The sequence below is a fragment of the Serratia sp. TSA_7 genome (assembly GCF_052692135.1).
Map to the genome: position 1 here is coordinate 310,965 of NZ_JBQZFU010000003.1, position 13,378 is coordinate 324,342.

Annotated in this window: 12 protein-coding genes; 6 read left to right on the top strand and 6 right to left on the bottom strand. The window is 57.8% G+C overall.

Features of this window, described 5'->3' with window-relative positions; translation table 11 throughout:
- Positions 1 to 91: 91 nt before the first annotated feature.
- Positions 92 to 823: a purine-nucleoside phosphorylase gene (gene deoD / locus ACUTQW_RS13825; protein ID WP_004949927.1), complete on the top strand. Its 732-nt coding sequence runs from the start codon at positions 92 to 94 to the stop codon at positions 821 to 823.
- A 142-nt stretch (positions 824 to 965) separates the two neighbouring features.
- Complete coding sequence (gene yjjJ / locus ACUTQW_RS13830) at positions 966 to 2,309, top strand: type II toxin-antitoxin system HipA family toxin YjjJ (RefSeq protein WP_006323514.1); 1,344 nt, start codon at positions 966 to 968, stop codon at positions 2,307 to 2,309.
- On the opposite strand, the gene ACUTQW_RS13835 is transcribed toward yjjJ, so the two are convergent.
- Positions 2,306 to 2,992 carry a YtjB family periplasmic protein gene (locus ACUTQW_RS13835; protein ID WP_004949928.1) on the bottom strand — a complete coding sequence of 229 codons (687 nt, stop codon included), beginning with the start codon at positions 2,990 to 2,992 and terminating at the stop codon, positions 2,306 to 2,308. The genes yjjJ and ACUTQW_RS13835 overlap by 4 nt on opposite strands.
- 104 nt (positions 2,993 to 3,096) lie before the next feature.
- Between ACUTQW_RS13835 and serB the strand changes: the two genes are divergently transcribed.
- From serB to nadR, 3 genes are read left to right on the top strand one after another with little or no spacing between them, the layout of a single operon-like run.
- A complete protein-coding gene (gene serB / locus ACUTQW_RS13840) occupies positions 3,097 to 4,074 on the top strand; it encodes a phosphoserine phosphatase (RefSeq protein ID WP_004949936.1) in 978 nt (325 codons plus the stop codon).
- 23 nt (positions 4,075 to 4,097) lie between these two features.
- On the top strand, positions 4,098 to 5,483 hold the full coding sequence (gene radA, locus ACUTQW_RS13845; protein ID WP_004949941.1) for a DNA repair protein RadA: 1,386 nt from the start codon (positions 4,098 to 4,100) through the stop codon (positions 5,481 to 5,483).
- Between the two features lie 56 nt (positions 5,484 to 5,539).
- Positions 5,540 to 6,799, top strand: coding sequence for a multifunctional transcriptional regulator/nicotinamide-nucleotide adenylyltransferase/ribosylnicotinamide kinase NadR (nadR, locus tag ACUTQW_RS13850; RefSeq protein WP_020438421.1), 1,260 nt, complete (start codon positions 5,540 to 5,542; stop codon positions 6,797 to 6,799).
- A gap of 33 nt (positions 6,800 to 6,832) precedes the next feature.
- Here the strand turns inward: nadR and ACUTQW_RS13855 are convergent, their stop codons facing one another.
- Positions 6,833 to 7,834: a zinc-binding alcohol dehydrogenase family protein gene (locus ACUTQW_RS13855; RefSeq protein ID WP_020438422.1), complete on the bottom strand. Its 1,002-nt coding sequence runs from the start codon at positions 7,832 to 7,834 to the stop codon at positions 6,833 to 6,835.
- 98 nt (positions 7,835 to 7,932) lie between these two features.
- Between ACUTQW_RS13855 and ACUTQW_RS13860 the strand changes: the two genes are divergently transcribed.
- The gene (locus tag ACUTQW_RS13860) at positions 7,933 to 8,844 is read left to right on the top strand and encodes a LysR family transcriptional regulator (RefSeq protein ID WP_037430217.1); all 912 of its coding nucleotides are present in this window, start codon (positions 7,933 to 7,935) and stop codon (positions 8,842 to 8,844) included.
- Positions 8,845 to 8,894: 50 nt separating this feature from the next.
- On the opposite strand, the gene ettA is transcribed toward ACUTQW_RS13860, so the two are convergent.
- The 4 genes from ettA to ACUTQW_RS13880 all read right to left on the bottom strand — a co-directional run bounded on the left by ettA (position 8,895) and on the right by ACUTQW_RS13880 (position 13,094).
- Positions 8,895 to 10,562, bottom strand: a complete 1,668-nt coding sequence (ettA, locus tag ACUTQW_RS13865; protein WP_006323518.1) for an energy-dependent translational throttle protein EttA — start codon at positions 10,560 to 10,562, stop codon at positions 8,895 to 8,897.
- 139 nt (positions 10,563 to 10,701) lie between these two features.
- On the bottom strand, positions 10,702 to 11,199 hold the full coding sequence (locus ACUTQW_RS13870; protein ID WP_004949970.1) for an OmpA family protein: 498 nt from the start codon (positions 11,197 to 11,199) through the stop codon (positions 10,702 to 10,704).
- Positions 11,200 to 11,235: 36 nt separating this feature from the next.
- Positions 11,236 to 12,483, bottom strand: a complete 1,248-nt coding sequence (locus ACUTQW_RS13875; protein ID WP_004949971.1) for a diguanylate cyclase domain-containing protein — start codon at positions 12,481 to 12,483, stop codon at positions 11,236 to 11,238.
- Positions 12,480 to 13,094 (bottom strand): YfiR family protein, encoded by a 615-nt coding sequence (locus tag ACUTQW_RS13880; protein ID WP_006323520.1) that lies wholly within the window; start codon positions 13,092 to 13,094, stop codon positions 12,480 to 12,482. Before ACUTQW_RS13880 ends, ACUTQW_RS13875 begins: the two co-directional genes overlap by 4 nt.
- Positions 13,095 to 13,378 lie beyond the last annotated feature (284 nt).

Sequence of the window (13,378 nt, forward strand, 5' to 3'; positions counted from 1 at the left end):
TTTCAAGCCGCAGCCTTGTTGGCTGCGACTCGACATCCAAAGGCTTATACGTTTAACGTTTTTATTTAATACGATTTGAAGGAAGACAATTATGGCTACGCCGCATATTAATGCTGAAATGGGTGATTTCGCTGACGTAGTACTGATGCCGGGCGATCCGCTGCGTGCAAAATATATCGCGGAAACCTTCCTGGAAGACGCGGTGGAAGTGAACAACGTGCGTGGCATGCTGGGCTTCACCGGGACCTACAAAGGCCGCAAAATCTCCGTAATGGGCCACGGTATGGGTATCCCGTCCTGTTCCATTTACGCGCGTGAACTGATTGCCGAGTTCGGCGTGAAGAAAATCATCCGCGTGGGTTCTTGCGGCGCAGTGCGCGACGATATCAAACTGCGCGACGTAGTGATCGGCATGGGCGCCTGCACCGATTCCAAAGTGAACCGCATGCGTTTTAAAGATCATGACTATGCGGCGATTGCCGACTTTGACATGGTGCGCAACGCGGTAGACGCTGCGGCGGCGCAAGGTATCCCGGCGCGCGTGGGCAACATCTTCTCCGCTGATCTGTTTTATACGCCGGATCCGGACATGTTCCAGGTGATGAAGAAGTACGGCATCCTGGGCGTAGAAATGGAAGCGGCCGGCATCTACGGCGTGGCGGCTGAGCTGTACGAAGAGTTCGGCTGTAAGGCGCTGACCATCTGTACCGTTTCCGACCACATTCTGCGTCACGAAGCCACCACCGCCGCAGAGCGCCAAACCACCTTTAACGAGATGATCGTTATCGCGCTGGAATCCGTGCTGTTGGGCGACAAAGAGTAACAATACTGCGGGCGCAGCATCCTGTTGCGCCCCCTGTGCCAATCTATTCATCTTATGCCAATCATTTTCTTTAAATGCTTTACCTTATAGGTAATTAGCGCTATTACTTTATTCACGAATCTATTCACTAATCTATTCATTTATGACTACCCTCGAGCAAGTTCTGCGTAACGGTTCGGCTACGTCAAAAGTTCTCACCGATGCGCTGGGCATCAGCCAACCGACGCTATCGCGCCGTATACGCGACCAGGCAGAAGCGGTATTGGCTATTGGCAAAGGCCGAGCTACTCGCTATGCGTTACGCAGGGTTGTGGGTGGGGAATCGTATTTTCCGCTGTATCAGGTGGATGAGCAGGGTAAGGTCTCTAAGCTGGCCACGTTTTATCCTGTCTATCCGGCGGAGTGTTATGCGGTTCAAAATGAGCAAAATGGCGAGTGGCGACTTTATGACGGTTTGCCTTGGTATCTTAATGATCTGCGGCCGGTAGGTTTCCTTGGCCGAGCATGGGGAAAAGCCGTCTCGCAAGTATTGCACCTGTCGGAAGATACAGGGCTCTGGAGCGAAGAACAGCGGCTGTTGGCGCTTTGCCACTCTGGGGACGACATGAGCGGTAATCTGCTGCCCGGTAATGGCAGCTATCAACGCTGGCTGATGCGCACTCCGGAGAAGGCCGTGCCGATAGCGGATAAAAATGCCCGTTACGCGGAACTGGCGAAGCAGGCGTTGGCGGGGGAATTGGTCGGCTCTTCTGCCGGTGGTGAGCAGCCCAAGTTTATCACCTATGCCGAACTGAGGGATGGTCGACGTGGCCATGTGTTAGTTAAATTCAGTACTGTCCCGGAGAACCCTAATGCCCAGCGTTGGAGCGATTTATTGATCGCGGAGTCGCTGGCGTTGCGGGTTGTGGCAGACTCGGGGTTCCCTGCTGCGCAGGGTGAAGTCCTGCTTGATGAAAACCTCCAGTGTTTCCTGGAAATTGAGCGGTTCGATCGCGTCGGGGAGTTTGGCCGGGTGCCGATGGTCTCGTTGGAAGCCTTGGATGCGGAGTTTAGCGGTAACGGCAATGCCAACTGGGCTACTGCGGCGGAAGGATTATTGCGACAAGGCGTGATCGATCGCCAGACCTCCCAGAAAATGGCGCTGTATTGGGCATTTGGCCGGTTGATTGCCAATAGTGACATGCATCAGGGTAATTTATCGTTTTTGCGGCCTGAACGACGGCCGGTAGCGTTGGCGCCCTTATACGATATGTTGCCGATGGCATTTGCGCCAACCAGCAGCGGCAATATGCGCCAAGAAGCTGTGGAAATCAGGCTGGGCCACGAAGTCAGCGGCGCTGTTTGGCGGCAGGCGGAATTGATGGCGCTTGAGTTCTGGCAGCGAACGGCGCGGCATGCGTCGATCAGCGAAGCGTTCCGCATGATTGCCGGCCAGATGCTGGCGCAGGTTCAGGGGCTGAATGAGCGTATCCAACGCCTGGCCTAAGGGCGTTTCGTTTCTTCTTTATCCTGTGGCTTGTCGTCATCGTCGTCTTCCACCGTATTGCCTTCTTCCAGCGGCGTATTGGCGGTCAGCAGATACGGCGATTGCTGCCAGCGGCTGCGGCGATGTTGCAGCAGGGTACGCGCCAGAATAATGCCGATGGCCAGCGCCAGCAGGATCATCAGACGCAGCAGGTTGGTGGTGTTATCCACCTGTTTGGATTCGGTCGCCAGCACGTGGGTATCCAGCGTAATGCGGATAAAACCGATCGGGCCGTCTTTGCCCTGAATGGATTCCACCAACTGGTGATTGAAATAGCTGCCGGCACGTTTGCCGTCAAGCGACAGGCGATCGCGTATACTGATCTGTTCACCGGCGTGAGAAACCAGCGTGCCGTCCAACTGATAGACGCTGGCGTCCAGAATGCGGCTGTGGTCGGTAAGCTGTTTGAGGATGGCGTCTACGCGCTGGTTGTCGACGTCGCTGTCGTCATCGAGCAGCGGCGCCAGGCTGGAGGCCACCTGTTTGGTCAGCGTTTGCGCCAGTTCTTCCACCTGTTCGGATCGCGCCATCTGGTGACTCAGGCTAAAATAGGACGCGCCCTGCATCAATAGCACCAGCAAAGCCAGGCAAATCAGGATAATAGCGGTGCGGTGCAGGCGGAATTTCAGTTTAGCGCGAGCCATTCAGGTTCCTTGGGCATCTTGGACACTTTATGTTGCCAGAACCAATGACGATAGGATAGCTTGATGCGTCGTTTTATCATGCAGCGTTTTTTCAGGAGTTAATGATGTCGAATAGTCTGACCTATTGCGATCTCCCGGCAGAGATCTCTCAATGGCCGGGTTTACCCCTTTCGCTGAGCGGCGACGAAGTGATGCCGCTGGACTATCGGGCGGGCCATACCGGTTGGCTATTATATGGCAGAGAACTGGATAAAACGCGCATTACCCATTTCCAGCGCAAGCTGGGCGCGGCGATGGTGATCGTCACCGCCTGGTGCGTAGAGGATTATCAGGTCGTGCGTCTGGCGGGCACCCTCACGGCGCGCGCCAAAATACTGGCGGCGGAGAACGGGCTGGACGTAGCGCCACTCGGCAAGATCCCCCATTTGCGCACCCCTGGGCTGCTGGTGATGGACATGGACTCCACCGCGATCGAGATTGAATGCATCGACGAAATCGCCAAGCTGGCGGGCGTGGGTGATGAGGTGGCGGAAGTGACCGAACGCGCAATGCGCGGCGAGCTGGATTTTACCGCCAGCCTGCGTCAGCGCGTCGGAAAGCTGAAAGGCGCCGATGCCAATATCCTCAAACAGGTACGCGATGAACTGCCGCTGATGCCGGGGTTGATCAACCTGGTGCGCAAGCTGCAGGCGATGGACTGGCATGTGGCGATCGCTTCCGGCGGCTTCACTTACTATGCCGAGTACCTGCGCGACAAACTGAAGCTGGTGGCGGTGGCGGCCAACGAGCTGGGGATCCGCGACGGCAAACTGACCGGCGAAGTGCTGGGACCGGTGGTTGACGCACAGTTCAAGGCCGATACGCTGGTCGCGCTGGCGGAAAAGCTGGGCATTCCGCCGCAGCAGACCGTGGCTATCGGCGACGGTGCCAACGATTTGAAAATGATACAGGTGGCCGGGCTGGGCATTGCCTACCACGCCAAACCGAAAGTGTATGACAAGGCGCAGGTGTCCATTCGCCATGCGGACCTGATGGGTGTGCTGTGCGTACTGACCGGCAGCCTGAAACACGAAGTTCGCTAAATATATCGAGTAAGAGGTAATACGTGGCAAAAGCAGCAAAACGGGCGTTTGTATGTAATGAGTGCGGCGCAGATTATCCGCGCTGGCAGGGACAGTGCAGCGCTTGTCACGCCTGGAACAGCATTACAGAAGTTCGTCTGGCTGCGGTGTCCTCTTCTTCTCGCTCCGAGCGTTTAAGCGGCTATGCCGGCGATGCCGGCATCAGCAAAGTGCAAAAACTGTCGGACATCAGCCTGGACGAGTTGCCGCGTTTTTCTACCGGCTTTCTTGAGTTTGACCGCGTACTGGGCGGCGGCGTGGTGCCGGGCAGCGCGATCCTGATCGGCGGCAACCCCGGCGCCGGTAAAAGTACTCTGCTGTTGCAGGTGTTGTGCAAGCTGTCCGAGCAGATGAAAACCCTGTACGTCACCGGCGAGGAATCGCTGCAACAGGTGGCGATGCGCGCTCACCGCCTCGGGTTGCCGACCGGCAACCTGAACATGCTGTCGGAAACCAGTATCGAGCAGATTTGCCTGATCGCCGAACAAGAGCAGCCGAAGCTGATGGTGATCGACTCGATCCAGGTGATGCACATGGCGGATATCCAGTCTTCGCCGGGCAGCGTGGCGCAGGTGCGGGAAACCGCCGCCTACCTCACGCGCTTCGCCAAAACGCGCGGCGTGGCGATTGTCATGGTCGGCCACGTCACCAAAGACGGCTCGCTGGCCGGGCCGAAGGTGCTGGAACACTGTATCGACTGTTCGGTGCTGCTGGACGGCGATGCCGATTCGCGTTTTCGTACGCTGCGCAGCCACAAAAACCGCTTCGGTGCGGTGAACGAGCTGGGCGTGTTCGCCATGACCGAGCAGGGCCTGCGAGAAGTCAGCAACCCGTCCGCCATCTTTCTCAGCCGTGGCGATGAAGTCACCTCCGGCAGTTCGGTGATGGTGGTTTGGGAAGGAACCCGGCCGCTGCTGGTTGAGATCCAGGCGCTGGTGGATCATTCGATGATGTCTAACCCGCGCCGGGTCGCGGTCGGCCTGGAGCAGAACCGGCTGGCGATCCTGTTGGCGGTGCTGCACCGCCACGGCGGGTTGCAGATGTCGGATCAGGATGTGTTTGTGAACGTGGTCGGCGGGGTGAAAGTCAGCGAAACCAGCGCCGATCTGGCGTTGCTGATGTCGCTGGTGTCGAGCCTGCGCGATCGCCCGCTGCCGAACGATTTGGTGGTGTTCGGTGAAGTGGGGTTGGCGGGGGAGATCCGTCCGGTGCCGAGTGGGCAGGAGCGCATTTCCGAGGCGGCGAAGCACGGCTTCAAGCGCGCTATCGTGCCGCACGCCAACGTGCCGAAAAAGCCGCCGGCGAATATGCAGGTGTTCGGCGTGAAGAAGCTGGCGGACGCCCTGGACGTGCTGGAACAATTCTATTAATTGCCCTATGATGCGCAGAATATGCTATTTTGTTTAGCATATTAAACGGAGGGATTATGCGGCAATTCGACTACCTGAAAGCGTCTATCAAGCAGAAGAACTGTACCCTGCAGCAGGTGGCGGATGCCAGCGACATGACCAAAGGCTATCTTAGCCAGCTGTTGAACGACAAAATCAAAAGCCCGAGCGCGCAGAAACTTGAGGCGTTACACCGTTTTCTTGGCCTGGAGTTCCCGCGCCGCGAGAAAAAAGTCGGTGTGGTGTTTGGTAAATTTTACCCCCTGCACACTGGCCACATTTACCTGATCCAGCGCGCCTGTAGCCAGGTGGATGAGCTGCACGTGATTTTGTGTCACGACGAACCGCGTGACCGGGAACTGTTCGAGAACAGTTCGATGTCGCAACAGCCCACGGTCAGCGACCGTCTGCGCTGGCTTCTGCAAACCTTCAAATACCAGAAAAACATTCATATTCATTCGTTCGACGAGCAGGGTATCGAACCCTATCCGCACGGCTGGAACGTTTGGAGCGACGGGATGAAAGCCTTCATGGAACAGAAGGGCATCGTGCCGAGTTTTATCTATTCCAGCGAAACGCAGGACGCCCCGCGTTATCGCGAGCACCTGGCGACGGAAACCATTCTGATCGATCCCGAACGCTCATTCATGAACATCAGCGGCCGCCAAATCCGTCAGGATCCTTTCCGCTATTGGGATTACATTCCGACCGAAGTGAAGCCGTTCTTTGTGCGCACCGTGGCGATCCTCGGCGGCGAGTCGAGCGGCAAATCGACGCTGGTGAACAAGTTGGCGAACATTTTTAACACCACCAGCGCCTGGGAATACGGCCGCGACTATGTGTTCTCGCACCTGGGCGGCGATGAGATGGCGTTGCAGTATTCCGACTACGACAAGATTGCGCTGGGGCAGGCGCAGTACGTTGACTTTGCAGTGAAATACGCCAACAAGGTGGCGTTTATCGATACCGATTTCGTCACTACCCAGGCGTTCTGCAAAAAGTACGAAGGGCGCGAGCACCCCTTCGTGCAGGCGCTGATCGACGAATACCGGTTTGATCTGGTGATCCTGCTGGAAAATAACACCCCGTGGGTGGCGGATGGCCTGCGCAGCCTCGGTGCGCCGACCGATCGCAAGGCATTCCAGCACCTGCTGGAAGAGATGCTGCGCGCCAACAATATCGAGTATGCGCACGTGGAGTCCAGCGACTATGAGGAGCGCTTCCTGCGCTGCGTCGAACTGGTAAAACAGTTGTTGGCGGCCGATGCCAGCCGACTGGTGGGCGCCACGACGGAATAAGCCGGAGGCGCAGCGTGCTGCGCCTCTCTTGCCTCAGTAAACAATCACCAGTTTGCCCTGCATATGCCCGTCGAGCAGCTTTTTATGCGCGGCGGTCAGGGTCTCGACCGTCAGCCTCTGCAGCGTTTCGCTCAGCGTGGTGCTCAACTTTCCTTCGTCCAGCAACTGCGCCACCTGCCTGAGGATTTCCCCCTGCTGAGCGATGTCCGGCGTGGTGAACATGCTGCGGGTAAACATCAATTCCCAATGCAGTGCGGCGCTTTTCAGCTTCAACGCGTTTTGATCGAGCGGCTGTTGGTTTTCCACGATGGTGCAGATGTGGCCCAGCGGCGCGATCAGATCCGAGATCGCTTTCCAGTGGCCGTCGGTATCGTTCAGGCAAAGAATATAATCGACGTTTTCAATGCCCTGCTGCGCCAGATTCCCTTTAAGGTCACGGTAATCCACCACCAGATCGGCGCCGCGCTCCCGGCACCAGGCCGCCGACTCGGGGCGTGAGGCGGTGGCAATCACCTTCACCTTGCTCAACTGGGCGGCGAACGGGATCGCCAGCGAACCCACGCCACCGGCGCCACCGATAATCAGCAGGGTTTTCCCTTCCGCCGCATCCTGGATTTTCAGGTGTTCGAACAGCGCTTCCCAGGCCGTCAGCGCGGTCAGCGGCATGGCGGCGGATTCCGCCCAGTTCAGGCTGCGCGGTTTATGTGACACGATGCGCGAATCAATCAACTGCTGAGTGCTGTTGCTGCCCGGGCGGGTGATATCACCGGCGTACCAGACTTCATCCCCGGCTTTGAAACCTTTGACGCCGCTGCCTACCTCAAGCACCACGCCGCTGGCGTCCCAGCCGAGGATACGCGGTTGTTGCAGGCCGCTTTTTTGCAGGCCGGCGTGGACTTTGGTATCCACCGGATTGACCGATACCGCTTTGACTTCCACCAGCAGATCGTATTGGCCCGGGGCCGGTTTTTCCGGGCTGATTTCAATGAAACCCGCGGGGTTTTTCGGGTCTACGGCTATGGCTTTAATCGGCATGACTGTGCTCCTTTAGAATGAATACCCTCAGTGTAGACCTCTCAGAGGAGAGTGATAAGATGGACAATAGCTAACTAAGTGTTCGTCTGAGGTGAACAATGATGTTCAAACAGCTGCAGGATATGGCGTTGTTCGCGCTGGTGGCCGAGTGCGGCAGCTTTACCGCCGCCGCCAGCCGCGCCGGTTTGCCGAAATCCAGCGTCAGCCAGCGCATCAGCCAACTGGAGCAGACGCTGGGTTTGCGGCTACTCAACCGCACCACTCGCCAGCTCAATCTGACCTTCGCCGGCGAACGCTATCTGGTGCACTGTCAGGAGATGTTGTCCGCCGCCGAACGGGCCGATCTGGCGCTGCAGCGGCTGCGTGACAACCCCAGCGGCCGGTTGCGCATCTCGACGCCCGCCGGGCTGGGGGCGACGCTGGTGGCGCGGCTGGCGGCGGATTTTCAGCGCCAGTACCCGGACGTCACGCTGGAGGTTTCGGTGTCTGATGCGATGGTGGATCTGGTGCAAGAGGGCTATGACGCCGCGTTGCGCACCGGTAAACCGCAGGACTCCTCGCTGATTGGCCGCCGCCTGGGGCATGCTCCGCGTTATCTGCTGGCGGCGCCGGCCTATCTGGCGCAGTTTCCGCCGCTCCTGCATCCCCAGCAGTTGCAGCAGCACCGCTGCATTGCGCACCGCGCCTGGCCGGCCTGGAGCCTGCGCCGCGGCGACGAGTATTACCGCTGGCAACTGCCGATGCTGCATATCACTGACAATCTGTTGTACGCGCGCGAATGCGCGATTTCCGGTGCCGGTATCACTCTGCTGCCGGCCTTTCTCAGCCGCGAGGTGGTGGCGCAGAAACAGCTGGTGGAGGTACTGCCTGAATGGCGGGCGGAAGGGAATGAACTGTATTTGGTTTACCCCAGCCGCAAGCTTAACTCACCGGCGCTGGCCTGTTTTATCGATGTGGTGTTGCAGCACCCGGTATTTGTGGACTATGCACAGGCACTGGATTGGGGATAATAAAAAGCCCGCAAGATGCGGGCTTGAGAGCATAGATAGCCAACCTGATGTTACTTGGTGACTTTCTTGTACTTGATACGACGAGGTTCCAGCGCATCGGCACCCAGAGTACGCTTTTTGTACTCTTCGTATTCGGTAAAGTTACCTTCGAAGAACTCCACCTTGCCTTCATCCTGATAGTCCAGAATGTGGGTAGCAATACGGTCAAGGAACCAGCGGTCATGCGAGATCACCATGGCACAGCCAGGGAATTCCAGCAGGGCGTTTTCCAGCGCGCGCAGGGTTTCGATATCCAGGTCGTTGGTCGGTTCATCGAGCAGCAGCACGTTGCCGCCAACCTGCAGCAGCTTGGCCAGATGCAGACGGCCACGCTCACCGCCGGACAGTTCGCCCACGCGTTTGCCCTGATCGACGCCCTTGAAGTTGAAGCGGCCGACATAAGCGCGGCTTGGCATTTCGGTGTTGCCCACGCGCATGATGTCCTGACCGCCGGACACTTCTTCCCACACGGTTTTGGCGTTGTCCATGCTGTCGCGGAACTGATCGACAGAAGCCAGTTTGACGGTATCGCCCAGCGCGATGCTGCCGGAATCAGGCTGTTCCTGACCGGACATCATGCGGAACAGCGTGGATTTACCCGCGCCGTTCGGGCCGATAATGCCGACAATCGCGCCCTTAGGTACGGCGAATGACAGATCGTCAATCAGCAGGCGGTCGCCGTAGGATTTACGCAGGTTGCTGACTTCAACCACTTTATCGCCCAGGCGTGCGCCAGGTGGAATAAACAGTTCGTTGGTTTCGTTACGTTTCTGGTATTCGGTGCTGTTGAGTTCTTCAAAGCGGGCCAGACGGGCCTTGCCTTTAGACTGACGGCCCTTGGCACCCTGGCGTACCCACTCCAGCTCTTTCTCGATCGACTTGCGGCGAGCGGCTTCGGTTGAGGCTTCCTGCGCCAGACGCGCGTCTTTCTGTTCCAGCCAGGAAGAGTAGTTGCCTTCCCACGGAATGCCTTCGCCACGGTCCAGCTCGAGGATCCAGCCGGCCACGTTATCAAGGAAGTAACGGTCGTGGGTGATCGCCACCACGGTGCCTTCGAAGTCGTGCAGGAAGCGTTCCAGCCAGGCCACGGACTCGGCGTCCAGGTGGTTGGTCGGTTCGTCCAGCAACAGCATGTCCGGTTTTTCCAGCAGCAGGCGGCACAGCGCTACGCGGCGGCGCTCACCACCGGAAAGGTTGGCGATTTTGGCGTCCCATTCCGGCAGGCGCAGCGCATCGGCGGCGCGCTCCAATTGGGCGTTCAGGTTGTGGCCATCATGGGCCTGAATGATCTCTTCCAGGCGGCCCTGTTCAGCGGCCAGCTTGTCGAAGTCGGCGCCTTCTTCAGCGTACAGCGCGTACACTTCGTCAAGGCGTTTCAGGGCACCGACGACTTCGGCCATCGCTTCTTCAACCGATTCGCGAACGGTGTGTTCCAGGTTGAGTTGCGGTTCCTGCGGCAGGTAGCCGATTTTAATCCCCGGTTGCGGGCGCGCTTCGCCTTCGATATCGGTATCGATACCGGCCATAATGCGCAGCAGGGTGGATTTACCGGAACCGTTCAGGCCCAGCACGCCGATTTTGGCGCCAGGGAAGAAGCTCAGGGAGATATTTTTCAGGATGTGACGCTTCGGCGGAACTACTTTGCCGACGCGATGCATGGTATAGACGTATTGAGCCACGTTGCTCTAGCCTCTCTATATCAGTTTTATAGGATGTCTGGCTGCGGAGTGTAGCCCGTTTCGAACACGGATCCCAGACATCATCAGCAATCGCTAAGTATAACCGTTTATGCGCCTTTAACAGGCGCATCTCGACAGATTAAGGGGTGACGACGATTGCGACGCGGCGGTTTTCCGCACGGCCGCTGGAGGTGCGATTATCGGCGACCGGATCGCGCTTGCCCATGCCGCGAGTTTCGATATTGGCGCGAGGGATGCCTACGCTGGCCAGCAAATCGGCCACTGCGTTGGCGCGGCGCAGCGAAAGCTGGTCGTTATAGCTGTCTTCACCGTAGTTGTCCGTATGACCATCCAGACGGAACTTGGTGATGCCTACGCTCATCAGCGCGCGGCCCATTTTTTGGACGGTTTCGGTGCTTTCCGGATTCAGTTTGCCGATGTTGTTGCCAAACAACACCTTGTCGGAGAGGCCGAATTCCCAGCCGTTATCCGTCAGTTTGAACCCTTGAGACTGCAACAACGCGACCTGCTCGGGCGTCAGTCCCTGCGGTTTGCTCTGGCACCCGGCAAGGGCGAGCAGGGCGACAAACATCATCGCCAGCAGTGAAAAACGGTTTTTTAGTGTTTGCTGTATCATAATCAAATCCCTGGTTTTAATTTTATAGCTGGGGCTTTATTTCTGTATTGCCAGCCGCCAGCCTCCGTTATAACGATGCTTTGCCTGATACATTGCATCGTCAGCTTCGTGCAAAAGACCCTGAGGCGTTACTGCATGTTCAGGGTAAAGTGCAATACCGATACTCAGAGAGGTCGTCACCGCCTCGTCGTTCGGTAAAATTATCGGTTGGGTCATGCAGTCGATAATGTTGTCGGCAATTTGCAGCACATCTTCCGTACTGTGAACCGGCGCCAACAGCACGGCGAACTCATCGCCGCCTAAACGCGCGACCAGGTCACTTTCACGCAGTTGCGCGCGAATGCGCCCGGCAATGGTGGTCAGCACCGCATCACCGGCCGCGTGACCGTAACTGTCATTCACCTCCTTGAAGCGATCGCCGTCGATAAACAACACCGCAAGTTTTTCCGTCGGCTGAATATCGCCCAGCGCGCGGCTCAGCCGGCCTTCAAAAAAGGCGCGGTTCGGTAATCCGGTCAGGCTGTCGTGGGTCGCCCGGTGGGTCAGCGAATCATTTTCCTGCTTCAGGTGCGCCTGCCAGTCTTCCAGCTCATCGAGCAGGCCGTTGAAGTCGTTGCTCAGCTCGTGCAGTTCGGCGATCGGTGCCGACGGCACCCGCAGCCCGAAGGTGCGATCGCGTCGCACCGCGTGCGCCACCTTGGCGATGTCGTCCAGCGAACTGACAATGCCGACCAGCATGCGGCGAGAGAGCACCAGCGCGCACAGGGTACTGAGTACCAGGCAGGCGATCATGCCCACTATGCCGCGCAACAGAAAACGCAGCAGGCTGCCGCCGTTGCCGCTGAGCCAGACCTTGCCGACCTGCTTGCCCTCATGGGTGATCGGCAAAACCACCGGCTCCGGCAGCGCCCAGCGAGCGACAATCTGCTCCAGACCATGCAGCGGACCGTCTTTGGGATGATGCCAACTGACCAGCACGTTGCCGCCGTTGTCCAGAATTTTGGCTTCCGACACCTCTTCTTTGGAGGCGATCAGCACCATCGCCTCTCGAATGTAGGGGCGATCCCCAAACACCACGGCGGCCTCGACGGTATAGCTGATGGAGCGCGCAATCAGATGCAGGTTGTGGTTGGCGTAGGCGCGCAGCGCGAACAGCGCTACCAACGTCAGAAAAATCCCGGCGGTGCCGACGGCAATCAGCGCCAGCCCAAGATTTGCCCGTTGCAGCACCCTGCCCAGCGTGGGCCGCGAATGCCCGGAGCGGTTCTTGCGCAGCCATATCATAGCGGCGGCGCCTGTTTGCGCGCCAACTGCAGCACGTTAGGATGAACGCGTACGCCGCTGCGTGCCAGAGCGTCCAGATTTACTTTGAAACTGGCCTGGTCACCGTCAATCTGCAGGCAAAACGCGCTGCCGGCAGAGCATTCACCGTCGTTCTCGCTGATACTGAGAATGGAATGACCCTGGATGCGCTGTATAAAGTTTTGTTTCTGTCCGGCGTTGATATTACCCAAATAAATCACGTCACATCCGGTGTTCAGCAAAGGGCTGTCAAAGGGCACTCGCTCGGTTTTGATCGGCCGGGGAGCGCTCAGCAAAATAGGGTCGAACAGGCCTTCGGCATATTGGGTCGGCGCCGTTACGCACAGACGGATGGGCTTGGGCTCGCTGGGCCAGCGGGCATAGCTGATAATGCCGACCACGACAGTGGTGACGGCATGTGTGCGGTTCTGATAGGGACTGCGCGTCTCGGGACGAGCCAGCCCGGGAAACGCCAGCAGCAGGACCAGAATGAAGGGTAGCAGGCGGCCGTCGTCAAGACGTGCGCAAATGAAGCTCGTGAATGAGCTTTTTGCGCTGGCTGCTAACATCACGGCATTTTTTGCCATCTTCATCTGCCATTCCTGCCAACGTCCGCAGTACGGTAGCGGTGATCTAACAATGAAAAACCTGACCCGACGGAGGGGATAATCGTAATGCTAAGAACTGTTAATCGCACTGTCTGATGAACACTATCTAACCCATAATTGGCGCGGATTGTATTATAAGATATCTCTGTTGCGCGCTTTATGTGCCGTTTTCTCGGATTTATCCTATCTTTTTTTAACAGTATAAAACGCCTCGGGGAGTTGGCCAGGCGTTTTCGGCAAAGAAAACGGCAGTGCGGCGATTTGCGCAA